Source organism: Leifsonia sp. McL0627 (assembly GCF_058244615.1).
This window is the reverse complement of sequence record NZ_JBZCGM010000006.1, coordinates 786,024-811,230: the sequence shown is the minus strand read 5'-3', so window position 1 is coordinate 811,230 and position 25,207 is coordinate 786,024. Positions and strand designations below refer to the sequence as shown.

Below are 25,207 nucleotides of genomic sequence, written 5' to 3'. Positions count from 1 at the left end.
GGTCGACGAGGAGGTCAGCTCCGGATGAGGGTGCCGTCTCTCTCGTCGTCCTCGGCGAGCTGCGCCGTGTCGGGCACAGTCTCGGTCAGGGCGGCGGCCTCGGCCTCCAGCGACGTGTGCGTTGCACCGTCGGTCTCGAGGGAGGTCGCGACGACGTCGCGCTCGATGGTGGTCGCCAGCGGCTTCTCCTTCACGAAGCAGAGCAGCACGACGGCGATGATCAGCAGCGGCACCATGTAGAGGAACACCGGGGTGAGCGCGTCGTTGTACGAGCCGACGATCACGTCGCGGATCGGCGCGGGCAGGCCCTTGACGATCGCGGGGGTGAGCGAGTTGGTCCCGCCCCCTGCCGACTGGGCTCCGGCCGGCATCCGCTCGGTGAGGAGCTGGGTGAGCCGGGTGGCGAACAGGCTTCCGACGATGGCGGAGCCGAGCGAGGCGCCGATCTGACGGAAGTAGTTGTTCGACGCCGTCGCCGTGCCGACCTGCGACACCGGGAACGAGTTCTGGACGATGAGGATCAGGATCTGCATGCTCATGCCGAGCCCGATGCCCATCACCGCGAGGAAGCTGCACAGCACCCAGATCGGGAGGGTCGGGGTCATGGTCGACAGCAGCACCAGGGCCACGCCCACGATCACCGTTCCGGCGATCGGCAGCCACTTGTACCGCCCGGTCTTGCTGACCAACTGGCCCGAGATGATCGAGGTGATGAGCAGCGCGGCCATCATCGGGATCATCAGGAAGCCCGCCTCTGTCGCGTTCGCTCCGGTGACCATCTGCAGGTAGGTGGGCAGGTAGGCCAGCGCTCCGAACATCGCGATGCCGATGATCAGACCGGCGATCGTGGTCAGGTTGAAGTTGCGGTCCTTGAACAGCTTGAGCGGCATGATCGGCTCGGCCGCTGCCTTCTCGACCAGCACGAAGGCGACGCCGGTGACGATGGTGCCGACGATGAGGCCGATGATGATCGGCGAGTTCCAGTCGTAGGTCGTGCCACCCCAGGTGGTCAGCAGCACCAGGCAGGTGGATGCGATCGCCAGGAGGCCCATGCCGGCCACGTCGATGCGCGGCTTGCTGTTCGTGTTCTTCGGCAGGCGAAGGAAGGCGACGGCGGACGCGATGGCGAGGATGCCGAGCGGGATGTTCATCCAGAACGCCCAGCGCCAGCCGATGCTCTCGGTGAACCAGCCGCCGAGCAGCGGGCCCGCGACGGACGACAGGGCGAAGACGCCACCCATGATGCCCATGTACTTGCCGCGCTCACGGGCGGGGACGACGTCGGCGATGATCGCGTTCGACAGGATCATCAAACCGCCGCCGCCGAGACCCTGCACGGCACGGCCGACGATGAGCCAGCCCATGTCTCCGGCGAGGCCGCCGATGACGGACCCGGCCATGAACAGCGCGATGGCGATGATGAACAGGCCCTTGCGGCCGATCAGGTCGCCGAGCTTGCCGTAGACCGGCATCATGATCGTGGACGCCAAGATGTACGCCGTGGTCACCCACAGCATGTGCTCGACTCCGTGGAGCTCACCGACGATGGTCGGGAGTGCGGTGGAGAAGATCGTCTGGTCGAGCGATGCGAGGAGCATCGTGACCATCAGGCCGGCGAAGACGAGGAGGATCGCCTTCTTCTTGGGGGCCCCGTCGGACGATGCGTCCGCGGTGCCCTGGTGTGTTGCTGTCTGGCTCATGCGAGTGCCGTGATCACCTTTCCGGCGAGCTCGACGGCCCGCCTCCGAAGTTCTTCTGTGTCGCGCTCCGTGCCGTCGGCCACCCACTCTTTGACGGCGGCGCGGACGGCGCCGCCGCAGAGCGGGAGGATCAGCTCGGCGAGCGAGTCGCGTTCTGCCGCTTCGAGAGCGGAGAACGCTTGGTCGTGCGAGAGGAGGGAGGAGACGCCTGAGACGAGCTTCTCCCCCATCCGGGTCATCTGGGCGAACTGCCTGCGCAGCAGTTCGGGGTGCTGCTTGACGATGGCCATGCGGGCCTGGTGCAACTCGGTGTCGCCGATGGCGGGGCCGAGCACGTGGAGCAGCAGTCCGACGACCTGTTCGACGACCGGCTGCCCTGCGGTGTCCGCACGGTACTGGTCGAGGAACACGTCGTCGACGGGGAGGTCGCGCATCCCGAGGATGGCGTCTTCTTTGCTCTCGAAGTAGTTGAAGAAGGTGCGGGAGGAGACGTTGACGCGAGCGCAGATGGCGTCCACTGTTGCGTTCTCCAGGCCGACTTCCTCGACGAGGAGCACGGTGGCGCGTTCGAGCTGCGCCCGTGTCTCCAGGCGTTTGCGCTCGCGCAGTCCGAGGGTTTCCGATATCACTCAACTATTGTTGCATCAACTGCAACGTTTCGGAACTGAAAGAATTCAGTTCTGCACTATTCGCGGAGAATGCTCAGCTTCGCGCCTCCAGCTCCTCGATCACGCGGAGGACGGTGCGCCAGTTCCGGCCGGTCGCCACCGGGCCGACTTCCCGCCAGAACGCGGGCTTCAGCTTCGAGTTCGAGACGCCGAGCGGGCACCACTGATACACGGCACGCTCCCCGATCCGGACGAGCTCCGGCGCGATGTCGGCGGCGGCGGGCACCGCGAGAGACTCCGGCACGGCGTGATCGGTGAACGTGACCATCAGCTTCGAGTGGTCGTCGCCGTCGCCGAGCAGCGGGTTCGCGGCGGCGACCGCGCGGAACTCGGCCTCCGTCAGCAGGATCACCCGCGCGGCGACCCCGCTCCGCTTCTCGATCCCCGCCTCGACGGTCGCGGCGTCGGCGGCGGTCGGTGCGCTCGACGCGTCGAACACGACGTTCCCGCTCTGCAGGAACGTCGACACGTTCGCGAAGCCCGCGTCCGAGAACGCCGCGGCGAGGTCACCCTTCGCCACCCGGGTGGAGGCGCCCACGTTGATGCCGCGCACCAGTCCGATGGCGTGCACGCTCAGCCGTCGATCGGGTCGGCGGCGATCAGCAGCCCCTGCGCGATGCTGGCCTGCTCGTACGGCCCTCGGCCGTCGCGCCGGTGCTGCGGCTCGCTGAACGCGACCAGCCACGACGTCACGTCGCCGGCCGGCAGGTTCACGCTGCGGAGGCTCGCGGTGCCCGGAGCGATGATGACGCCGGTCGGCTCCCCCACCCAGTCCTCGCCGCTCTGCTCCTGCGGCTCGCGCACGTACACCTGGACGCCGACGCCGAAGCCCGGTGCGGTCTCGACGGCGGTCTTACGGTTCTTCATGGACCAAGCATCCCACCGGCGCGGGCGTTCACTGTGCGGCCGACGGCTCGATCGGCTCGATCCGTCCATCCGGAGTGTGGCGCTCCGGGTCGAGCAGACGGCGCAGCGTGAACCGCTCGACCACCGTCCACGCCGTCGAGGTCAGGATGTACACCGCCGCCGCGAGCGGCACGAACGCCGCGAAGACCACGGTGACGTACGGCAGGAAAGAGAGGGCCTTGATCAGTCCGCCGGGCGTCGCTGCGCCCGCCGCGCCCTGCTGCTGCGGGAGCGTGAGCACCCGGCGGGACACCGTCGTCACGATCGCGATCAGCGCGAGCACGACGAGGTAGACGAGCATGGCAGGCCAGACCGCAGCGCCCGCACTGGTCAGGCCGACGAAGCTCGTGCCGAGCGGCGCTCCGAAGACGTGCTCGCTGAGGAGCGCGTTGGCGTGACCGGAGATCATCGGGTGGGTGAAGACGGCGTAGACGAGCGAGATCACCGGAAGCTGCGCCAGCAGGGGAAGCATCCCCGCGAACGGCGAGACCTTCTCTCTCTGGTAGAGCTCCATGGTCTTTCTCGCGAGCAGTTCGCGATCCTTGCCGTGTTTACGTTGCAGCTCCGCGAGGTGCGGTGCGAGGCGGCGTCTGCTGTACTCGGCGCGCACCTGGCTCATCCCGACCGGGATGAGGAGGGCGCGCACGAGCACGGTGAGGGCCACGACGGCCAGCAGGCCGCTGAGGGTTCCGGCCACAGGCGCCAGTGCGCCGGAGAGACCGGTGACGAGACCGTACGTCGCGTCGAGGACGGCCGCGATGGGGCCGAAGGAGAAAATGTCCACGAGAGTTCTTCCCTGCTGTCGAACGGATGGGGTGGGTTCCGTCTGACCGCGGTGGGCAGCGTGAAGCTGCCCGGCAGGGCTGTGCCGGTCCGGGCTGTGCCGGATGCGGTTGGAGAGCCTGCTACGCGGTCTGCAGGGAGAAGCCGGGCGCTCGCGGGCGCGGGCGGCCCGCCGCATCCGGATCGGACTGGCTGAGCAGTTCGCCCTTGTCCGCCGGTTCGATCGGCCGTTCGAGGCGCGCGCGGACGCGCAGGGACGCCGCCAGGGCGGCAACCGAGGTGACTCCGGCCGCCGCGACGACCGCGACCAGGCCGATGGCGCCGGCCAGACCGGCGACGGCGATAATGCCCGCCGGAGTGGAGGCGGCGTGAACGCTCTCGAACGGTGCGACGAAGAAACGCCCCACGAGTTCGATGAACGCCAGCATGGTGACGACGGTAACAAATTCTCAGCCGATTCGCTGGAGGTGTTCGCCGTAAGCGCATCCAGGCCGGACGGGTCCATGATGGAAGCATGACTCGTGTTGTGATCGTCGGTGCCCACGGAAAAGTCGCTCAGCAGTTGATGCGCGTCCTCTACGACAACGGCGACGATTTCGTCGGCATCGTCCGCGTGGACGAGCACGCGGACGACGTCTACCGTCTCGGCGGCGAAGGCGTGCTGCTCGACATCGAGACGGCGACGCCGGAACAGCTCGCCGGAGCGTTCGCGGAATCGGAGGCGGTCGTCTTCACGGCGGGCGCCGGTGGAGGATCCGGCATCGAGCGCAAGCGGACGGTCGACTACGAGGGTTCGGTGAAGTCGATGCAGGCCGCCGTGCTCGCAGGCATCCGCCGCTTCGTGCAGGTGTCGGCCTGGGGTGTCGACAACCCGCTGCCGGAGGACACCGAACCCAGCTGGCGTGCCTACGTCGAGGCCAAGCGGGATGCGGACGCGGTGCTCCGCGAGTCCGGTCTCGACTGGACCATCCTGCGGCCGGGGGCACTCACCTTCGACGAGGGCACCGGGCTCGTCACACTCGGCGACAGCGTCGATCGGGGCAGCATCCCCCGCGAGGACGTCGCCCGGCTGATCAGCGCCTGCATCGACGAGCCCGCGACGATCGGCCATGTCTGGGAGGCCGTCTCCGGGTCGACGCCGATCGACGACGCCGTGCGCTCACTGGTCGCCTCCGCGTAGGCTGACGCGCGTGAGTCAGAACGCCGACAACGCCGCCGCCGACAACGCGCCCGCCGCCGACAGCACAGAGCCCGCTCCCGCCGCCTCCAGCACGCCGGGCGATTACGCCTCCCGGCCGTGGCTGGCCAGCTATGCGCCCGACGTCCCGGACGACGTCGAGCTGCCCGCCGGGTCGCTTGCCCACCTCATGGACGAGTCGGTTGCGCAGTATCCGCGCAACGTCGCCCTGGAGTTCTTCGGTGCGACCACGACGTATGCGGAGCTCGGCGAGCAGATCTCCCGCGCGGCCGAGGGGCTGCGCAAGCGCGGCGTGCGCAAGGGCGACCGCGTCGCGCTCGTGCTGCCGAACTGCCCGCAGCACGTCGTCGCGTTCTATGCGGCGCTGCGGCTCGGCGCAGTCGTGATCGAGCACAACCCTCTCTACACGCCGAGGGAGCTGCGCCATCAGTTCGAGGATCACGGCGCAACCGTCGCCATCGTCTGGGACAAGGTCGCGAAGACCGTCCAGGATCTCCCTGCCGATCTCGGAGTGACCACGGTCATCTCCATCGACATCACCAGGGCGATGCCCGCATCCAAACGGATCGCGCTGCGCCTGCCCGTCCCCGCCGCCCGCCAGGCCAGGGAGCAGCTCACCGCCAAGGTCAGCGGCACGATCACCTGGGAGACGCTCACCGCTGGGCGCAAGCTGAAGGCCACGTACCCGCGACCGGAGCGTGACGATCTGGCCCTCATCCAGTACACCAGCGGCACCACCGGCCAGCCCAAGGGCGTGATGCTCACGCACCTCAACCTCGGGGTGAACGCCGCGCAGGCGCGCGCCTGGGTCCCGACGATCGAGCGCGGCACCTCCGTGGTCTACGCCGTGCTGCCGCTGTTCCACGCGTACGGGCTGACGCTCTGCCTCACCTTCGCGATGAGCATGGGCTCACGCCTGGTGCTGTTCCCCAAGTTCGATCCGGACCTTGTGCTGGATGTGGTCAAGAAGCACCCTGCGACCTTCCTGCCGGCGGTCCCGCCGATCTACGAGCGCCTGGTGGCGGCCGCGGAGAAGCGGAAGGTGTCGCTGTCCGGCATCGAGATCGCCATCTCCGGGGCGATGAGCCTGCCGGACAGCATCGTGAAGCTCTGGGAGAGCAAGACCGGCGGTTATCTGGTCGAGGGCTACGGGCTCTCGGAGTGCTCCCCCGTGCTGATGGCGAACCCGGTCGGGACGACCCGTAGGGACGGCACGGTCGGCCTCGCGCTCCCGAGCACGCAGCTGCGCGTCGTCGACCAGGAGGACCCGTCGATCGTCCGCGCGTTCGGCGAGGAGGGCGAGCTGCTGGCGAAGGGGCCGCAGGTGTTCTCCGGCTACTGGCGCAGGACGGACGAGACGGCGAAGGTCTTCACCGACGACGGCTGGTTCCGCACCGGCGACATCGTCACGATGGACGAGGACGGCTTCGTGCGCATCGTCGACCGGATCAAGGAGCTCATCGTCACCGGCGGATTCAACGTGTCGCCGACGGAGGTCGAAGACGCGCTGCGCGCGTTCGAGGGCGTCGCCGACGTGGCCGTGGTCGGCGTGCCGCAGGCGCACGGTGGGGAGGACGTCGTCGCGGCGGTCGTGATGAAGCCGGGTGCGTCGTTCGACGAGGCGGCGATCCGTGCGTTCGCCCGCGAGTCCCTCACGCCGTACAAGGTGCCGAGGCACGTGACGCAGGTCGACGACCTCCCGCGCTCGATCGTCGGCAAGGTCATCCGCCGCAAGGTGCGCGACCAGCTGCTCGCCGCGAAGGGCTAGCCCGCGGTCAGCGCTCTCAGACGATCGGGAACACCAGCAGCGACCCTGTCGCGGTCGCGACCACCTTGCCGGAGGCGTCCGTCACCACGCCGTCGGCGAAGGCGACCCTGTTCCCCGGTTTGGTCACGTGTGCCACGCAGGTCAACGGCCCGGACCCTGCGAGCACGGGGCGCAGGTAGTTGACCTTGATCTCGATGGATGTGTATCCCTGCCCCTGCGGCAGAGTGGTCTGCACCGCGCATCCCAGGGCCGAGTCGAGAAGAGTGCACACCAGACCGCCGTGAACGGTGCCGATCGGGTTGTAGTGCGACTCGTCCGGCGTGCAGACGAACGTCGCCGTTCCCGGCCCCACCTCGGTCAGTGCCATGCTCATCAGGCTGGTGATCGGCGGAGGCGGAAGCTCGCCGGCGAGCATCGACCGGAGGTAGTCGAGACCGCTCACGCTCGGCATCACCGCGACCCCGGGTGCAGGGTCCTCCCACTCGACGACTCGTCGGCGTTCGCTCACTCAGACTTCCTTCCTTGGCAGTTCGGTGTCCTCCGGCGGCAGGTCTGAGGGCTTGCGCACCGGCTCCAGTGTCTCGGCGTTGATGGCCGTCTGTCCAGGGGGAAGATTGGAGAGGTCGGGCGCGATGATGGTCGGCGGGATGCCGGAGTCCGGCAGACCGAACGCGGGGACGACGCCCTCTCTCGACAGCACCAGGTCGTCCGACCGGGTCGGCAGCGTGCGGCCCCGGAAGTAGTCCGGCCGGCGCCACCACCAGATCGCCATCAGCACGAGGCCGATCAGCAGTCCGCCGACGCCGACGACGGCCTCGGCGCCGATGCCGAAGATCGTCACGTTCTTCCCGTCGGCGTCTACCAGCCAGTCCACGGCGGCGAAGTTGACCAGCCCGTAGATGAACACGAACGTGAGCATCAAGCCGCCCACCAGCGGGAAGACGCCACGCATCACGATGTTGCGGAAGCTACGGAACAGCGTCTTGCGGTAGTACCAGACGCACGCGAACCCGGTGAGGCCGTAGTAGAACGCGATCATCAGGCCGATCGAGCCGATCAGCGCCGACAGAAGCGCCGGGCTGATGAAGGTGAAGATGAGGTAGAAGACCGCTGAGACGATCCCCATCCCGATCGTCGCCCAGGTGGGGGTGAGGAACCGGGGGTGGATGCGCGCGAACTGCTCGGGGATCGCCTTGTACGCCGCCATCGACAGTGCCGTGCGCGCCGTCGGGAGGATGGTGGTCTGGGTCGAGGCGGACGCCGAGGTCAGGATGCTGAATCCGAGGAGCGCCATCAGGATCGTGCCGACCGGTCCGCTGCCGAAGAGGGTCGGCCCGATCGCGGAGAACACGTCACCGGAGTTGGCCGGATTCGCCAGCCCGATCCCCTTGTCGCCGACACCGGCGAAGGCGACGGTCGCGACCGTGACCACCGCGTAGGTCGCGAGGAGGAGCAGGGTACTGATGACCGCTGCGCGGCCCGGCGTCTTGCCGGGGTCCTTGGTCTCCTCGTTGACCGAGACGGCCGTGTCCCAGCCCCAGTAGATGAAGATCGCGGTCAGCATGGCCGGGGCGATCGTCTTGCTGAAGTCGAGGGTGAACGGGTTGAACCAATCCCACTGCGGGATGAGCGAGTACGACTCGGCGTTCCCGGTGTAGACCTTCACGAGGGCGAACACGGCGAAGAAGATCAGGATGACGACCTCGAACGACAGCAGGACGTATTGCAGCCTGGCTGAGATCTCGATGCCGCGATAACAGATCCAGGTCATGATCGCGATCCACAACAGACCGGCGATCGTCGTCGCGAGCGTGTTGGTGGCGAGGGCGGCAACCCCCGGCAGGCCGAAACTGCCTACGAACGTGAACGAATACGACCCGGCTATCTGTGCGAGGTTCGACATCACGATCACGTCGGCGACGATGATGCCCCAGCCGCCCATCCACCCGGTGATCGGGCCGAACGCCCGCGTCGCCCAGGTGAACGTCGTGCCGCAGTCCGGCTCCGCCTTGTTGAGCTCCTGGTACGCCACGGCGATCAGATACATCGGGACGAACGCCAGCAGCACGATGCCGGGCGCCTTCACACCGGCGACGACGGTGCCGCCGACGACGATGAAGCCGAGGCTCGCGGCCAGGCTGTACGCGGGAGCGGTCGAGGCCACTCCGACGACGACGCTGGAGGTGAGGCCGAGGGCTCCGCCTTTCAGCCCCTTGGATTCCACATCCTCCGGTTTGGAGGGGACGGTCGCTGTCATCTCTGCTGCTCCCACCGACTCGGGTCCGCTCTCCACTGAGCGGGCCGGCTGGACTCAGGGTAATCCCAAACCGGCCGGAAAGCGCCGGCGACGTCACCGTCGCCGTTTCTGCGAGTCTGCTCAGCCGGCGGCGAGACGCGCGAGCCGGCGGCGGGCGGCGAGCTCCGCCTGCGTCTGCGGCCCGAGCAGGACCCCGGCGCCTTTCAGCACGGTCGCCGTCGCGCCGTGGACGGGGAACACCCGGGAGAGCGGGGCCTCGCGGAAGCCGAGCATGGCCCGGTGGCGCGGTTCGAGACTCGACACCGCCGCTCGGAACACCACCCGGTACGACGGCCGCAGCATCCTGCGCAGCGGTGGCCGGCGGATGAAGCGGACGATCTCCTCCACCTCCGGCCCGCCGCGGAGTTCACCGTCGTCGGTGTACGCATCGATCTGCGCCCGCAGGTCCGCGGCGCTCCGCGGCGGTTCGGCGACGCCCATCAGCTCACCGGCGGTCGCCCACTGCGACACGTATGCGTCCGCGCCGCCGGGGATGGGACTCCCCCAGCGCTCGTGGGCGGTGAGGAACGCGTCGGTGAACGCGATGTGCACCCACGCGGCAAGCTCGGGGTCGTTGGCCGCGTACGGCCGGGTGACGCCGTGCCCGTCGACGAACGTTCCGGTGACGCGCTTGTGCATCGCCTTCACCATCTGCGAGCTCGCGACGGCCTGGCCCGTGCTGCCGAAGGTGACCGTGTGGATCCACTGGATCGTCCCCGCCAGCCGCCCGAGCGGATCCTCGCGGAACCGGGAGAAGTCGCGGACACCGGCGAGGGCGCCGGGATGAAGCGCCTGCAGCAGGAGCGCGCGCACCCCGGCAACCAGGGTCGGCATGCCTCCATGCACCACCCAGGGCGCGCTGCCCGGTGCGAAGAAGCCGGCATCGTCACCGTCTTCGAGCCCCAGCACCCAGCGCGGGATCTCGTCGGAGCGCCCGGCCAGCGTCTCGATGAGCCGCGAGCGGACGGGTTCCAGGATGCCGGTCATGCCGAGAGGCCGAGCCCGTCGATCACGGTCGCACCTGGCAGCTCGCCGAGCATCCGGCCAGGCAGCAGGATCTTCGACCTGCGCACCCCCGACCCGATGATGACGACCTCGGTCTCGGCCACCCTGCTGTCGACGAACACCGGCCACTCCGCCGGCAGACCGATGGGCGTGATGCCGCCGTACTCCATGCCGGTCAGCTCGACGGCGCGGTCCATCGACAGGAACGACGCTTTGCGCACATCCAGGAGGCGCTTGACGGTGTTGTTGACGTCGGCGCGCGTCGTCGCGAGCACCACGCAGGCTGCGATCCGCTCGACGCCTTCGCGTTTACCCGCCACCACGACGCAGTTCGCGAGCGTCGCCGCGTCCAGCCCGAACCTCTCGCGGGTGGCAGCGGTGTCGGAGACGTCTGGATCGATCTCGACGACGCCGACGTCGTCGAGCCAGCCGGCGGCGGTGAGCGCCCCGGCCGTGGTCGGTGCGAGCAGTTCCGTTGCCGTCGAGGCCGGTGCGGTCGTGAGACCGCCGAGAGTGAAGACGCCCATGCCCCTAATCTGCAACATCGGCGGCGCGAAAGCCAGCCGGACGGACGAAACCCGGCCGGACGCACAGGATGGGCGCGGCGGCCTCTGCCACCGCGCCCATCCTGTGTCGCGTGTGCGTGCTGCTACTCGGCGCTTCCTGCCCGCTCCAGCACCAGTTCGCGGACGCGCGCGGCGTCTGCCTGGCCCTTCATCGCCTTCATCACGGCGCCGATCACGGCACCGGCCGCCTGCACCTTGCCGTCGCGGATCTTCGCCAGCACGTCCGGCTGCGCCGCGAGGGCTTCGTCGATGGCCGCGATGAGTGCGCCATCGTCCGAGACGACGGCGAGGCCGCGTGCGTCTACCACCTGCTGCGGGCCGCCCTCACCGGCGATGACGCCTTCGAGCACCTGGCGGGCGAGCCGGTCGGTGAGCGTTCCCGCGTCGACCAGCGTTGCCAGCTCTGCCACGTGCGCCGGGCTCACCAGCGTTCCGGCCGGGACGCCCTGGGCGTTCGCCAGACGGGCGATCTCGCCGGACCACCACTTACGGGCGGCCGCGGGGGTGGCACCGGCGGCGATGGTCGCCTCGACCTCGTCGAGCAGGTCGGCGTTGGCGATGTCCTGGAACTCCAGGGCGGTGAAGCCCCACGCCGCGATGAGGCGCTTGCGGCGCAGCGACGGCTGCTCCGGAAGCGTTCCGCGGAGCTCTTCGACCCACTCGCGCGCCGGGGCGACCGGAACGAGGTCGGGCTCAGGGAAGTAGCGGTAGTCGTCGGCGTCGGACTTCGGGCGCCCGGCGCTCGTGGTGCCGGTGTCCTCGTGCCAGTGCCTGGTCTCCTGCGTAATCGTTCCGCCCGCCGCGAGGATCGCGGCCTGACGCTGGATCTCGTAGCGCACAGCCCGCTCGACCGAGCGCAGCGAGTTGACGTTCTTCGTCTCGGTGCGGGTGCCGAGCTTTCCGGAGCCGCGGGGACGCAGGGAGACGTTCGCGTCGCAGCGGACGTTGCCCTCCTCCATCCGGGCGTTGGAGACGCCGAGCGCCTTCACGATGTCGCGGATCGCGTGCACGTAGACACGGCCGATCTCCGGGGCGTCGTGCTCTGCGCCCTCGATCATCTTGGTGACGATCTCTACCAGCGGAACGCCGCCGCGGTTGTAGTCGACCAGCGAGTAGTCGGCACCCTGGATGCGGCCGGTCGCCCCGCCGACGTGCGTCAGCTTTCCGGCGTCCTCCTCCATGTGCGCGCGCTCGATGTCGACCGTGATCGTGCGTCCGGACTCCAGCTCGATGGTGACGGCGCCCTCGAAGGCGATCGGCTCGTCGTACTGCGAGGTCTGGAAGTTCTTCGCCGTGTCAGGGTAGAAGTAGTTCTTGCGTGCGAACCTGCTCGACTCTGCGATCTCGCAGCCGAGGGCGAGCCCGAGCCGGATGCTCGACTCGATGGCCTTCTTGTTCACCTGCGGCAGGCCGCCGGGGAGCCCGAGGCAGGTGGGGCACGTGTTCGTGTTGGCGCCGGAGCCGAACTCGTTGGCGCACCCGCAGAACATCTTCGTGCGGGTGTTCAGCTCGACGTGCACCTCGAAGCCGAGCACCGGCTCGAACAGTTCGAGAGCCTTGTCGTAGTCCATCAGTTCCGCTTTGGCCATCAGACGGCTCCCTCTTCGCTCGCGAACATCTCGGTGGCGCTCAGGTCGGGCGCCTGGCTCAGCAGGGTGTGGCCCCACTTCTGCTCCAGGAGCTGCTCGAGCGCCGCGCCGATCGTGTACAGCCTGGCGTCCGCCCTGGCGGGCGTCATCAGCTGCAGGCCGACCGGCAGGCCGTCCTCCGGCGCGAGGCCGATCGGCAGCCCCATGCCGGGAACGCCGGCGAGGTTGGCCGGGATGGTGGTGATGTCGTTGAGGTACATCGCCATCGGGTCGGCGAGCTTCTCGCCGAACTTGAACGCTGTGGTCGGCGCGCTCGGGCTGACCAGCACATCCACCTTCTCGAAGGCGGCGGAGAAGTCGCGCTGGATGAGCGTGCGCACCTTCTGGGCGCTGCCATAGTATGCGTCGTAGTATCCGGCGCTCAGGGCGTATGTGCCGAGGATGATGCGGCGCTTGACCTCCGGGCCGAACCCGGCGTCGCGGGTGGCGGCCATGACGCGCTCGACCGTGACGGGGCCGTCTTCCGGGTTGGCCCGCAGGCCGAACCGCACGGAGTCGAATCGTGCCAGGTTGCTGGACGCCTCTGCCGGCAGGATCAAGTAGTACGCGGCGACCGCGTACTCGAAGCTCGGTGCGCTGACCTCGACGATCTCGGCGCCTGCTCCTTCGAGGAGCGCGAGCGCCTCGTCGAAGCGCGTCTTGACGCCCGCCTGGAAGCCGTCGCCGGAGAGTTCCTTGATGACGCCGACGCGGACGCCCTTCAGGGCGCCGTCGACGAGACCGGCGCGTGCGGCGTCGGCCATCGACGGCCAGGTGTCGCTGAGCGACGTGGAGTCGAGCGGGTCGTGCCCGGCGATCACGTCGTGCAGGAGACCGGCGTCGAGCACGGAGCGCGACACGGGGCCCACCTGGTCGAGCGAGCTGGCCAGCGCGATCGCGCCGTACCGGCTCACGCCGCCGTAGGTCGGCTTGACGCCGACCGAGCCGGTGACGGCCGCGGGCTGACGGATCGAGCCGCCGGTGTCTGAGCCGAGGGCGAGCGGAGCCTCAAAAGCGGCGACGGCCGCGGCGGAGCCACCGCCGGAGCCGCCGGGGATACGCTCCAGATCCCACGGGTTGCGGGTCGGGCCGTATGCGGAGTGCTCGGTGGAGGAGCCCATCGCGAACTCATCCATGTTGGTCTTGCCGAGCGGCACGAGGTCGGCCTCGCGCAGCTTGCGCACGACGGTCGCGTCGTACGGCGGCAGCCAGCCCTCGAGGATCTTCGATCCGGAGGTGGACGGCATGTCGTTGGTGGCCAGCACATCCTTGATGGCGATGGGCACACCGGCGAGCGGCGACAGCCTCTCGCCGGAGGCGCGGCGCGCATCGATCGCGGCGGCGGTGGCGAGTGCCTTCTCCCCCGCGACGTGCAGGAACGCGTGGACGTCCGCATCCACGGCCTCGATGCGGTCGAGGTGGGCGCGGGTCGCGTCGACGCTGGACACGTCGCCCGCGGACAGCAGGCCGGAGAGGGCGGCGGCGGAGAGCCTGGTCAGGTCAGTCATGCGTGCGTCCTACTCCTCATCCAGGATGGCGGCGACCTTGAACTTGTCGCCGTCGCGGTCGGGTGCTCCGGAGAGCGCCTGCTCGACCGTGAGCGACGGGACGACCTCGTCGTCGCGGAACACGTTGGTGAGCGGCAGCGGGTGGCTGGTGGCCGGCACATCCGGCCCAGCGACCTCTGTGACCTTGGCGACCGCTTCGACGATCTGGCCGAGCTCGCTGGTCAGGCTCGCGATCTCTTCCTGGCTGAGGTCGATCCTGGCAAGGTTCGCCAGGTGCGCGACCTGCTCTGCACTGATTTCGGACATACGTCTCCGTGGTGACTCGAGGGTGGACTCCTCAATTCTAGGGCGAGCCGAAGAGTCCCGTACCCAGCCGCGTGACGGCCTCGTACGCCTCGCGGTATGTGCGCGGCGTCTGATCGTCCGGCAACCCGTACCTCGCCTGCAGCAGTCCCACCAGGCCGATGCCGGGCGGGCTCAGCGGCCGGTCGTCGTCGTCGCCGCCCGGCGCCTGCTGCTCCGGATTGGCCGGGAGGTACTGCGGGTGGGTGTCCGGCCAGGTGCCCGGCTGCCTGGGCGTGCGCCTGTTGACGGCGTTGTCAATGGTCCGCGCTCCCCTGTCGCGGTCGGTGAGGTGCTTCAGGCCGTGCTTCTTCGCCAGGGTGCTCACCACGGCCGCGTGGTGCATCTCCTCGTTGATGATCGTGTTGCGCTCGGTGTACGCGGAGATCGCGATGGCGGGCACGCGGACGCCGAGCCTGTCGAACGTGAAGCCCATCTCGCCCGGCTGAGCCTGCGCATCCGGTGGCGTTGCAGGGCCGGGGGCGACATGGTCGTAGGTCCCGCCGTGCTCGTCGAAGGTGACCAGCAGCATCGTGTTGAGCGCGTTCGAGCCCTTCGCGCTGCGGGCCGAGCGCACGGCCGTGTACACCTCGTGCAGCAGCAGGTCTCCGGCGCGCACGTCGGAGATGGCGCCCCCGACGATGACCTGGCCGTCCACATCCACCTCGGTCATCGGACCGCCGGGTGGATGCATGTCGTTGTGGTCGTAGAGCAGCCGCGGCTCCACGAACGCGTACGCGGGAAGGGTGCCCTCTGCCACATCCCGGTAAAAATCGGTCATCGTGCGGAAGTTGCTGTGCCAATACGGTTCGAGCGCCGGGGCGTGGATGAACCCGGTGAGCGAGATGATCTGCCGGTCGTCGAAGTAGACGCGCCAGCTGATCCCCGCCTCCTCCAGCCGGTTGAAGACCGTCGGCGACGTGTTGGCGGGGTCGAACCACTTCTTCAGGCCGCCCACCCCTCCGTTGGTGACGTAGCCGTGCGAGGTGGAGGCGTGGAAGAACGAGCGGTTGCAGAACGTCTGCGACGGCACCGCGCAGTGCCAATCGTCGTAGACGGCGAACTGCCTGGCGAGGGTCGAGAACACCGGGAGCATCTCCGGTGTGAACGATCCCATGATGCGGCGGTATTCGTCCGGAACGGGGTCGCGCTTCAGGTCTTTGCGCAGCTCGCCGACATAGTCCTGCACGAAGCCCTTCATGCGCGGCGCGGCGCCCGCGGCCGGGGCGTTGAACGGCGGGAGCATGTCCCGCTCGCGCGCCGTGGCGTTCGAGGCGGGGTCGACCGTGTCGAAGAGCTGCGTGTTGACGTGCGGATACGCCTCGCCGGGGTCCGGAGACGGCTGACGCATCACGAAATCGGTTGTGCCCTCATACGGATGCACGGGGATCGCGCCGCCCGCCGGATCCGGATTGCTGTACTCGCCGAACGCGAGACCGTCGAACCGTTTGCCTTTGGGCAGGTTCTTCTCGTCGTAGAGGTAGCCGAGCAGGTTGTCGAACGACCTGTTCTCGTACATCAGCACGATCAGGTGCTCGAAGCCGGGCGTGGACGGCGCGGGCAGCGGCGGAAACTCCTCGCCCGTCTCGTGCTCGACACCGTCATCGTCGCGGGAGGCGATGGATGCGCCGATCACCCCGCCCGCGACGCCTCCGACGGCGACCCCCGCCGCGGCGATCCCTGCCGTCTTGAGGAAAGCGCGCCGCGAGTGCGGGGTGGCGCGTTCCTGGTCGCCTGCCTGCTCGGCCGGGCCAGGTCCTTCGTCATCGGGCTGCATCGCCCTCCATTATGCGCGAACCTCGCACGCTGTCCAGGGTCAGCGCGCCGCCGCCGACCGCACGCTGCCGGAGGACGAAGATCCGCTGATGACGAGGCTGCCCTTGTCGATGCCGATCATGGCGAGATTGCGCATGCACTCCGTGCCGGCCGTGAAGTACTCGTTGTGACCGGACGACCCGGCGAGCGTCCTGCCGGTGACAGGGTCCACGGCGCCGCCGACATCCATCCGCTGCGCGCCGTACGACGCCGAACCCGGATCGCTGCCGAAGAACGCGCTGTGCACGACGGGGTCGAGGTCGGCCTGACCGACGAACACGTTGCCGCCGCGGACGCTCAGCTGCGACACCGACTGCGCGTCGCTGCCCGGCGAACCCATCAGGGCCAGCGCATCCACTGTCACCGTGTGGCGTTCGAGGGCCAGCAGGGCCGCCGTGGAGCCGTAGGAGTGCGCGAACACGCTGAGGTACGGCGGGTTGTCCGCCCGCAGCTCCTGGATGCCGACCAGCGTGCGCTCCAGGCTGTCCGCGCCGTCCGTCGCGAGCTGCATCCCGCCGATGTTGGTGAGCACGGGCGTCTGATAGCCGATCCAGGCGACCACGGCGACACCGGGCGTCCCACCCGACGATCGAGGGCCGAGGAGCCTGTGCAGGAACGAGGTCTCCTGCTCGTGCAGGTTCTGTGCGACCTTCGCCCAGTCGACGATCTGCTCGCCGACCGACATGTACATGCCGGGCACGAGCACGCTCACGTACTTCGCCGTCGAGAGGTCGCCGACGACGATCGACGCCCTGGCGTCGTCCGCGGTGTCCAGGTTGACCAGGGTGCGCGAGACGCCGTCTTTGCTGGCGAGCGCCTTCTTCACGTTGTCGAGGGTGCTGAGCCTGCGCTCCAGTTCGAGCCGCACCGCCTTGCCGTTCTCCGTGGTGAGCTGCTTCTTCGTCGTGGCGATGGTGCGGCTGAGGTCGAGCGCGTTGGCCTTGCCCCTGACGGAGTACGGGACGCCCTCCAGGTTGCCGATCACGTGCGGGGCCTCGTTGACCAGCGCGGCCTGCTTGACCGGGTCAAGCAGGCGCCAGACTGTGGAGACGTCGCCCGCCCGCGGTGGGGTGACGAGCATCCGGTCGAGGTCCGCTTTGTGCGCGTCCACGAAACCGGGGACGGCGGCCTCGCTGAGTCCGGCGATCGAGCCGAGCAGGGAGCCGGGTGCGACGGCCGCCGTTCCGCTGCCGGAGGGTGCGTCCGCGACCACCGAGTGGACCGAATACGGGGTTTGGGGAACGATTTCTGCGGGCGCGACTGAGACCCCAGTCAGCCCTGTGGCGACCGAGGTCATGGCTATAACAGCTGCAAAGCCGACCAGCACTCCGTCCGGGTCCCTCCGAGAGCGACGAGCTAAGCCCTTGCAGTGCGCCCCGGGCGAGCGCACTCTTCGATGCTATCGGTAGCACAAACGCCACAGGGCGGTCATTCTACCCCCTGTTCAGGAGTAGAAACGCCGGTCTCAGCTCAGGATTGCTCCCCTTCGGCCTCGGAATCGTCCGAAACGTCCAGAGCAGCTGGCCCCTGCTCGACGAGCACGCGGAACTGATCGGCGTTCAGGATGCGCAGTCCGAGCGTCTCCGCCTTCGCGAGCTTCGATCCTGCGCCCGGGCCTGCGGCGACGAAGTCGGTGTTCTTCGACACACTGGAGGCTGCCTTGCCTCCCGCGGAGATGATCGCCTCCTGGGCGCCCTCCCTGGTGTACCCGTCGAGCGAGCCAGTGGCCACGACGGTGAGCCCGGCGAGCACTCCACCGGCCTCCGCCGCAGCGCCTGGGCCGGGGTGGCCCGGCGTCGCGAACTGCACGCCGTCCGTCGCCCAGGTCTCGACGATCTCGCGGTGCCAGTCGACCTCGAACCAGGCGAGCACCGCGTCGGCGATGATCCCGCCGACGCCGTCGACCGCCGCGAGGTCGTCCCTCGTGGCGGAGCGGATCGCCTCCAGCGACCCGAAATGGGTGGCGAGCGCTCGGGCGGCGACCGGCCCGACGTGCCGGATGTTCAGGGCGACCAGGATGCGCCACAGCGGCTTGACCCGCGCAGCAGCCAGGTTGGCCAACAGCTCGGTGGCGTTCTTCGACGGCACGAAGTCGGCGTCGCCGTCGAACACGGCTGCCCCCGGATCGTGGACGCCGTCCTTCTTCTGGCGGCGACGGCGGAACGGCGTGTCCGTCTTCTCCGCACCGGAGTCGGTGAGCTTGGGCAGCCCGGTCTCCGAATCGCGCACGACCACCTCGACCGGGAAGATGTCCGCCATCTGCAGGCCGAACAGTCCGGCCTCGGTCGGCAGCGGCGGCGTCGAGGGATGCAGCGGCCGGGTGAGGGCGGCGGCCGCCACCTCGCCGAGCGCCTCGATGTCGAGCGCGCCACGCGAACCGATGTGCTCGACGCGCCCACTCACCTGCGCAGGGCAGAACTCGGAGTTGGGGCAGCGGAGGTCGATGTCGCCCTCCTTGGCCGGGGCCAGCTTCGTGCCGCAGGCCGGGCAGTTCTCCGGCATGACGAACTCGCGCTCCGTGCCGTCGCGCAGCTCGACCACCGGGCCGAGGACCTCGGGGATGACGTCACCCGCCTTCCGCAACACGACGGTGTCGCCGATCAGTACGCCCTTGGCTTTGACCACATCCTGGTTGTGCAGCGTGGCCTGACGCACCTCAGAACCGGCGACCTTGACCTTCTCCATCACGGCGAACGGGGTGGCGCGGCCGGTGCGGCCGACGCTGACGACGATATCGAGGAGCTTGGTGTTGACCTGCTCCGGCGGGTATTTATATGCGATCGCCCAGCGCGGCGCGCGGCTCGTGGCGCCCAGCTCGTCGTGCAGCGCGAGCTCGTCCACCTTGACCACGATGCCGTCGATCTCGTGCTCGACGCTCGCCCGGTGCTCGCCGAAATACTCGATGAACTCGGCCACCGTGGAGGCGGCGTCGAACACGCGGTAGTGGGTGGAGGTGGGAAGACCCCACTCCTTGAGCAGGTCGTACACCTGGGACTGGCTCGCCACCGGAGGCTCGGCCCACGCGCCGATGCCGTGCACCAGCATGTGCAGGCGGACGAGTCGATTGCGCATGAGCGCCAGCTGCGCCTTGTTCTTGTTCTCGGCCTTCTGCCGGAGCGAGCCGCTGGCAGCGTTGCGCGCGTTCGCGAACACCTTCTCGCCCTGCTCCAGCTGGGCGGCGTTCAGCGCCTCGAACTCGGCGACGGGGAAGAACACCTCGCCGCGCACCTCCACCAGCGGAGGATGACCGGTGCCGGCCAGCGTGGTGGGGATGGCCGGGATGTACCGGATGTTCTCGGTGACGTCCTCCCCGACCACGCCGTCGCCGCGGGTGGCGGCTGTGACCAGCGTGCCGTACTCGTAACGCAGGTTGATGGCGAGGCCGTCGATTTTGAGCTCGCTCAGATAGTGCACCGAACGTCCGGCGTCGCGCTCAACCTTGGCGGCCCAGGCCTCGAACTCCTCGATGGAGAACACGTTGTCGAGACTGAGCATCCGCTCGGCGTGCTCGACCGGCGCGAACAGGGTGGTCTGGGCCCGGCCGCCGACCGTCTGCGTCGGGCTGTCCTGGCTCTGCAACTCCGGATGCAGCCGCTCCAGCTCTTCGAGCCGCTGGATCATGTGGTCGTATTCCAGGTCGCTGACGAGCACGGTGTCCCGCTCGTAATACGCGTCGCGCAACTCCAGGATGCGGGTGGTCAGCTCGGCCGCCTCCGCACGCGCGCTCACGTCGCTGGCTGCGCTGCCGTTGTCTGCGGTGCTGGTGTCTGCCGCGCTCGTGCCTGCCGCGCTCGTCTCATCTGCCACGTGCTCCAGCTTATTCACCCCCACCGACGCTGAGCCCTGCGGCTCGCGCAGTCAGGAGACGGGGGCTGCGGCGGGGAGGGGGGCGGCGGAGACGGTGCGGTCGATGGTCGTCTGGCCGAGGACGCGGGTTCCGAGGTAGACGACGGCGGTCTGGCCGGGCGCGACACCGTTCAGAGGGACGTCCGGACGGATGACGAGCTCGCCGTCGCGGACGACGGCGATGGCGGGCACGGGATCGGCGTGGGCGCGGATCTGCACGTCGCAGGCGAACTCGTCGCCCAGGTTGTCCGGCTCGCGGCCCGCCCAGGTGTAGCGGGAGCCGGCGATCTCGGCGATGTCGAGCGCCTCTTTCGGGCCGACGACGACGGTGTTGTCCTTCGGCCGCACTTCGAGCACGAAACGCGGCTTGCCGTCGTCCGACGGGTAACCGATGTTGAGGCCCTTGCGCTGGCCGACGGTGAACGCGTGCGCGCCTTCGTGGCTGCCGAGCCTATTGCCGTCACGGTCGAGGATGTCGCCTGTTTCGGCGCCGACGCGCTCGGCGAGCCAGCCGCGGGTGTCCCCATCCGGGATGAAGCAGATGTCGTGCGAGTCCGGCTTGTTGGCGACGCTGAAACCGCGCTCGGCCGCCTCGGCCCGCACCTCGGCCTTCGACGGCGTGGCACCCAGCGGGAACATCGCGTGCGCGAGCTGCTCCGAGGTGAGCACGCCGAGCACATAGGACTGGTCTTTCGCCCAGGCGCTCGCCCTGTGCAGTTCACGGTCGCCGTTCTCATCGGTGACGATGGCGGCGTAGTGACCGGTGCAGACCGCGTCGAAGCCGAGGTCGATCGCCTTCTCCAGCAGGGCGGCGAACTTGATCTTCTCGTTGCAGCGCATGCACGGGTTGGGGGTGCGGCCCGCCGTGTACTCGGCGATGAAATCGTCGACGACGTCGAGCTTGAACCGCTCGGAGAAATCCCACACGTAGTACGGGATGCCAATGATGTTCGCGGCACGTTGCGCATCCATCGAGTCCTCGATCGTGCAGCAGCCGCGGCTGCCTGTGCGCAGCGTCCCCGGCATCCTGCTGAGCGCCAGGTGCACGCCGACCACCTCGTGCCCGGCCTCGACGGCTCGCGCCGCCGCCACTGCCGAGTCGACTCCCCCGCTCATCGCCGCCAAAACTTTCACCCGGCGATTGTACGCCGCGTCGCTGACCGCCCGCTCCGCGCCCGCCCGCGCCGCCCGCGCCTCGTGCGAAAAGTGCGGTCACACGGCGCGACACCGCACTTTTCGCACGAGTGGCGCGAAGAGACGGGACGCGCGGCGGCGCGAAGCGACGGGGCGCGAGGGCGCGCCTCGCGTCAGGCGAGGCGGGTGGCGCGGGTGGCGAGGCCGGCGCGGGAGGCGTTGGCGTACGCCGCGGGGAGGGCGGCGAGCAGCGCATCCACGTCGGCGTCGGTGGTGGTGCGGCCGAGCGTGAAGCGGAGGGCGCTGCGGGCGGCGTCCTCGGTGCGGCCCATCGCGAGCAGCACGTGCGACGGCTCGGGAATGCCGGCCTGGCACGCGGAGCCCGTCGAGACGGAGACCCCGGCGAGGTCGAGCAGGAACAGCAGGGAGTCGCCCTGCGCGCCGGGGAACGTGAAGTGCGCGTTGGACGCCACCCGCTCAGGACCGGCGGGGTCGGGGCCGCTCAGCCGCGCATCCGGGATCGTTGCGAGCACCCCGTGGATGAGGCGGTCGCGCAGCGCCGTGAGCCGCGCGCGCTCGACGTCCAGTTCGTCCACTGCCGCTCTGGCCGCCACCGCGAACGAGACCGCCGCCGCGACATCCTGCGTTCCGCTACGCACCTGCCGCTGCTGGCCTCCGCCATGCACGAGCGGAACGACGCTCGCCGTGCGCGAGAGCACGAGCGCCCCGATGCCGACCGGCCCGCCGATCTTGTGGGCGGACACACTCAGCGCCGAGACGCCGATGGACGAGAAGTCGATCGGCCGGTGCCCGTACTCGGCGACGGCGTCCACGTGCACCGGAACCCTGGCGTCCGCGGCGAGCGCCGCCAGTCGCCGCACGGGCTGGATGGTGCCGACCTCGTTGTTCACGGAGAGGAAGGTGAGTATGGCGGTCTCGTCCGCGTTCTCGGCGAGTGCCGTCGCTGCGGCGTCGACCAGGATGCGCCCCTCCGGGTCGAGCGGAAGCCACGACGGCTGCGCGCCCTCCGCGCGTTGCAGCCAGTCGATCGTGTCGACCGTCGCGTGGTGCTCTCCCCCTGGCGCGAGGATGCGCGGCCTTGTCGCTCCGGTGTTGCGCTGCCAGTACAGCCCTTTGATCGCGAGGTTGATCGCCTCGGTTCCTCCCGACGTGAAGACGACCTCGATCGGGTCGCAGCCGAGGGTGCTCGCGACGGTTTCGCGGGCTTCTTCGAGCATCCGCTTGGCCTGCTGGCCCTGGCTGTGGATGGACGAAGGGTTGCCGACGACGCCCATCGCTTCCGCGTATGCGGCGATGGCGTCTGGTCGCATCGGCGTGGTGGCCGCGTGGTCGAGGTAGACCGGCACCTGTCGTCCTCGCTTCCGATCCGGGTGTTTGTCTCTAGTCACTACTGTAGATCGCATGACCTCCGCTGATCCTCTGCGTAATCTGGGCGTCCGCGTCGGCACACACGGCGGTGAGCTGCGTGTGTGGTCGGAGCACGCCGACGGGATGGAGTTGTGCCTGTTCGACGCGAAGGATCCGAACTGGCTGGTGAAGACCGTCACCATGACCAAGGATGCGAACAACGTGTGGCTGGGCCGGTCGCGTTCGCTCACGGTGGGCAGCCGGTACGCCATCCGGGTCTCCGGTCCGTCGTCGCCCACCAATGTTTTCAATCCGGAGACGCTGCTGCTCGACCCGTATGCGCGCGGGCTGGTACGGGTGGGGTCGGACGGCTGGCGCGGCACGGTGATCGCGGACGGGTTCGACTGGGGGGAGGCGCGCAAGCCGAACACGCCACTCGACCACACGGTCGTCTACGAGGCGCACGTCAAGGGCATCAGCAAGCTGAACCCGGATGTGCCGGAGGAGTTGCGCGGCACGTATGCCGGTCTCGCGCACGAGTCGACCATCGGCTACCTGAAGGATCTGGGCGTCACCGCTGTCGAGCTGCTTCCCGTGCACGCGTTCGTGTCCGAGCAGCGGCTGTTGCAGCAGGGTCTCACCAACTATTGGGGGTACAACACCCTCAACTTCTTCTCCCCTCATGTTCCGTATGCCTCGCGCTCGGCGCAGGCGGCGGGTCCGGATGCGGTGCTCGACGAGTTCAAGGGCATGGTGAAGCTGCTGCACCTGGCCGGGATCGAGGTCATCCTCGACGTCGTGTACAACCACACGGCGGAGGAAGGGCTCGGCGGCCCGCGCACGAGTTTCCGCGGCATCGACAATGCGAACTACTACCGGCAGGACGACCACGGCGCGTACATCGACGTCACCGGATGCGGGAATACGCTGAACTTCGGTCACCCCGTCCCGATCCGGCTGGTGCAGGACTCTTTGCGCTACTGGGCGAACGAAGTGCAGATCGACGGCTTCCGGTTCGACCTGGCGGCGACACTCGGGCGCGGGGCCGATGTGCAGTACAGCCCCGAGCATCCACTGTTGCAGAGTGTGCTCACCGATCCGGCGCTCGCGGACGTGAAGATGATCGCCGAGCCGTGGGATGTCGGCATGGGCGGGTGGCAGACCGGGAACTTCCCGGAGGGCTGGTCGGAGTGGAACGACCGCTACCGCGACAGGGTGCGGAACTTCTGGCTGGCCGACATCTCCGACGCCCGCAGGAACGGTCAGGCGCCGGTCGGCATCGGTGGGTTCGCGACGAGGCTCGCCGGGTCGTCGAACACGTTCTCGCCGGAGCGCGGACCGCTCGCGTCTGTGAACTTCGTGACAGCCCACGACGGCTTCACGATGGCGGACCTGACCGCGTACGACGTCAAGCACAACCTCGGGAACGGCGAGAACAACCGCGACGGCACAGACAACAACCGGTCGTTCAACCACGGCGTCGAGGGGGCGACGACGGACGAGTCGATCCTGCTCGACCGGCACAAGGCGATCAGGAACCTGATGGGCACGCTGCTGCTGTCCGCCGGTGTCCCGATGATCACCGCGGGCGACGAGTTCGGGCGCAGTCAGCGCGGCAACAACAACGCGTACTGCCAGGACAGCGAGCTCACCTGGATGAGCTGGCTGCGCACCCGCGATCAGCGCGAGATGTACGACACCACCAAGCGTCTGCTGGAGTTGCGCCGGGTCAACCCTGCCCTCCGTCCGAGCAAGTACGCGGTGTTCGGGGAGTCGACGAAGAACGCCAGCCACATGGACTGGTTCGACGCCTCCGGTGCGCTGATGGACGACGAGGACTGGAACTCGCCGGAGAACCGCACGCTGCAATACCTGGCGGCCTCCACTCCGGACAAGGAGGAGTTCAACCGCATCCTGCTGATCGTGCACGGCGTTGAGGACGACGTGGAGGTGAGCCTGCCCGTCGCACCGGGCGTCGACGCGTACCGGCTGCTCTGGGACAGCGCGACGGAGGTGCCGATCGACGAACAGCACGGCACGCTCGCTCCGGGAGCCACGCGGCTGGTCGGCGGAGCGTCGATGCAGCTGTTCCTGGCGATCGGGCCGCGGCTGGAGCCGTCGGAGACCGCGGTGGAGCAACACCCGGCTGAGGTGGCGGAGTAGTGGCGGGCGCGAGGTAGTGGCGAGAGCGAAGTCGGCGGCGTCCGCGGGAACGCAAGCCACGGTCGCCCTGTCGGCGGCCGGCATCCCGTTCGCCGTGCACGCCTACGAGCACGACCCGGCTGCCGCATCGTACGGCCTGGAGGCGGCTGCGGCACTCGGGGTCGAACCGGATCGCGTGTTCAAGACGCTCCTCGCCGACACCGAGCTCGGCCTCGTGGTCGGCGTCGTCCCCGTCACAGGGATGCTCGACCTCAAGGCACTCGCCGCGGCGGTCGGCGCCAAGCGTGCGACGATGGCCGACCCGGCCGTCGCCGAGCGGAAGACGGGCTACGTGGTCGGCGGCATCAGCCCGATCGGCCAGAAGACCGCACATGTCACCGTCGTCGACGAGACGGCGCAGCTCTGGGACACCGTCTACGTCTCCGGCGGCAAGCGCGGCGTCGACGTGGAGCTCGCTCCCGCCGACCTGCTCGCCGCCACAGCTGGCACGTTCGCCGCGATCGCCGCTTAGCC

22 protein-coding genes are annotated in these 25,207 nt (G+C 68.9%); 4 read left to right on the top strand and 18 right to left on the bottom strand.

Annotated elements, in window-relative coordinates; genetic code table 11:
- Positions 1-14: 14 nt before the first annotated feature.
- From AC37TH_RS19810 to AC37TH_RS19785, 6 genes are all read right to left on the bottom strand, one after another.
- Positions 15-1,700, bottom strand: coding sequence for an MDR family MFS transporter (locus tag AC37TH_RS19810; RefSeq protein ID WP_490766056.1), 1,686 nt, complete (start codon positions 1,698-1,700; stop codon positions 15-17).
- Entirely contained in the window at positions 1,697-2,329 is a 633-nt protein-coding gene (locus AC37TH_RS19805) for a TetR/AcrR family transcriptional regulator (RefSeq protein WP_490766054.1), read from the bottom strand. Before AC37TH_RS19805 ends, AC37TH_RS19810 begins: the two co-directional genes overlap by 4 nt.
- Before the next feature lie 73 nt (positions 2,330-2,402).
- Positions 2,403-2,939, bottom strand: coding sequence for a DUF1697 domain-containing protein (locus AC37TH_RS19800; RefSeq protein WP_490766053.1), 537 nt, complete (start codon positions 2,937-2,939; stop codon positions 2,403-2,405).
- Positions 2,940-2,941: 2 nt separating this feature from the next.
- The gene (locus tag AC37TH_RS19795; protein WP_490766052.1) at positions 2,942-3,235 is read right to left on the bottom strand and encodes a hypothetical protein; all 294 of its coding nucleotides are present in this window, start codon (positions 3,233-3,235) and stop codon (positions 2,942-2,944) included.
- Between the two features lie 28 nt (positions 3,236-3,263).
- Complete coding sequence (locus AC37TH_RS19790) at positions 3,264-4,058, bottom strand: YidC/Oxa1 family membrane protein insertase (RefSeq protein WP_490766051.1); 795 nt, start codon at positions 4,056-4,058, stop codon at positions 3,264-3,266.
- A gap of 121 nt (positions 4,059-4,179) precedes the next feature.
- The gene (locus AC37TH_RS19785) at positions 4,180-4,485 is read right to left on the bottom strand and encodes a DUF6412 domain-containing protein (protein ID WP_490766050.1); all 306 of its coding nucleotides are present in this window, start codon (positions 4,483-4,485) and stop codon (positions 4,180-4,182) included.
- A gap of 86 nt (positions 4,486-4,571) precedes the next feature.
- Here AC37TH_RS19785 and AC37TH_RS19780 point away from each other — a divergent pair, with 86 nt between their 5' ends.
- Together AC37TH_RS19780 and AC37TH_RS19775 are read left to right on the top strand one after the other, a co-directional pair.
- Positions 4,572-5,237, top strand: a complete 666-nt coding sequence (locus tag AC37TH_RS19780; RefSeq protein WP_490766049.1) for an SDR family oxidoreductase — start codon at positions 4,572-4,574, stop codon at positions 5,235-5,237.
- 10 nt (positions 5,238-5,247) lie between these two features.
- Positions 5,248-7,023: a long-chain-fatty-acid--CoA ligase gene (locus AC37TH_RS19775; protein WP_490766048.1), complete on the top strand. Its 1,776-nt coding sequence runs from the start codon at positions 5,248-5,250 to the stop codon at positions 7,021-7,023.
- A gap of 16 nt (positions 7,024-7,039) precedes the next feature.
- Here the strand turns inward: AC37TH_RS19775 and AC37TH_RS19770 are convergent, their stop codons facing one another.
- From AC37TH_RS19770 to AC37TH_RS19715, 12 genes are all read right to left on the bottom strand, one after another.
- Positions 7,040-7,531, bottom strand: coding sequence for a PaaI family thioesterase (locus tag AC37TH_RS19770; protein ID WP_490766046.1), 492 nt, complete (start codon positions 7,529-7,531; stop codon positions 7,040-7,042).
- Positions 7,532-9,280, bottom strand: a complete 1,749-nt coding sequence (locus AC37TH_RS19765; protein WP_490766045.1) for an APC family permease — start codon at positions 9,278-9,280, stop codon at positions 7,532-7,534.
- A 120-nt stretch (positions 9,281-9,400) separates the two neighbouring features.
- The gene (locus AC37TH_RS19760; RefSeq protein WP_490766044.1) at positions 9,401-10,306 is read right to left on the bottom strand and encodes an oxygenase MpaB family protein; all 906 of its coding nucleotides are present in this window, start codon (positions 10,304-10,306) and stop codon (positions 9,401-9,403) included.
- Positions 10,303-10,851 carry a YbaK/EbsC family protein gene (locus AC37TH_RS19755; protein ID WP_490766043.1) on the bottom strand — a complete coding sequence of 183 codons (549 nt, stop codon included), beginning with the start codon at positions 10,849-10,851 and terminating at the stop codon, positions 10,303-10,305. The genes AC37TH_RS19760 and AC37TH_RS19755 overlap by 4 nt, the downstream gene beginning before the upstream one ends.
- 122 nt (positions 10,852-10,973) lie before the next feature.
- Complete coding sequence (gene gatB, locus AC37TH_RS19750; RefSeq protein ID WP_490766042.1) at positions 10,974-12,479, bottom strand: Asp-tRNA(Asn)/Glu-tRNA(Gln) amidotransferase subunit GatB; 1,506 nt, start codon at positions 12,477-12,479, stop codon at positions 10,974-10,976.
- Positions 12,479-14,026, bottom strand: a complete 1,548-nt coding sequence (gene gatA, locus AC37TH_RS19745; protein WP_490766041.1) for an Asp-tRNA(Asn)/Glu-tRNA(Gln) amidotransferase subunit GatA — start codon at positions 14,024-14,026, stop codon at positions 12,479-12,481. The genes gatB and gatA overlap by 1 nt, the downstream gene beginning before the upstream one ends.
- A 9-nt stretch (positions 14,027-14,035) precedes the next feature.
- A complete protein-coding gene (gatC, locus tag AC37TH_RS19740; protein WP_460631677.1) occupies positions 14,036-14,332 on the bottom strand; it encodes an Asp-tRNA(Asn)/Glu-tRNA(Gln) amidotransferase subunit GatC in 297 nt (98 codons plus the stop codon).
- Between the two features lie 37 nt (positions 14,333-14,369).
- Entirely contained in the window at positions 14,370-16,145 is a 1,776-nt protein-coding gene (locus tag AC37TH_RS19735) for an alkaline phosphatase family protein (protein ID WP_490766040.1), read from the bottom strand.
- Between the two features lie 39 nt (positions 16,146-16,184).
- Positions 16,185-17,396, bottom strand: a complete 1,212-nt coding sequence (locus AC37TH_RS19730) for an alpha/beta hydrolase (protein ID WP_490766039.1) — start codon at positions 17,394-17,396, stop codon at positions 16,185-16,187.
- Between the two features lie 257 nt (positions 17,397-17,653).
- Positions 17,654-19,990 (bottom strand): NAD-dependent DNA ligase LigA, encoded by a 2,337-nt coding sequence (ligA, locus tag AC37TH_RS19725; protein ID WP_490766038.1) that lies wholly within the window; start codon positions 19,988-19,990, stop codon positions 17,654-17,656.
- Positions 19,991-20,041: 51 nt separating this feature from the next.
- Positions 20,042-21,163, bottom strand: coding sequence for a tRNA 2-thiouridine(34) synthase MnmA (gene mnmA, locus AC37TH_RS19720; protein ID WP_490766037.1), 1,122 nt, complete (start codon positions 21,161-21,163; stop codon positions 20,042-20,044).
- A gap of 173 nt (positions 21,164-21,336) precedes the next feature.
- Positions 21,337-22,530 carry a cysteine desulfurase family protein gene (locus AC37TH_RS19715; RefSeq protein WP_490766035.1) on the bottom strand — a complete coding sequence of 398 codons (1,194 nt, stop codon included), beginning with the start codon at positions 22,528-22,530 and terminating at the stop codon, positions 21,337-21,339.
- Positions 22,531-22,585: 55 nt separating this feature from the next.
- Between AC37TH_RS19715 and glgX the strand changes: the two genes are divergently transcribed.
- Complete coding sequence (gene glgX, locus AC37TH_RS19710; RefSeq protein WP_490766034.1) at positions 22,586-24,694, top strand: glycogen debranching protein GlgX; 2,109 nt, start codon at positions 22,586-22,588, stop codon at positions 24,692-24,694.
- 16 nt (positions 24,695-24,710) lie between these two features.
- The gene (gene ybaK, locus AC37TH_RS19705) at positions 24,711-25,205 is read left to right on the top strand and encodes a Cys-tRNA(Pro) deacylase (protein WP_490766033.1); all 495 of its coding nucleotides are present in this window, start codon (positions 24,711-24,713) and stop codon (positions 25,203-25,205) included.
- The last annotated feature ends 2 nt before the right edge of the window (positions 25,206-25,207 follow it).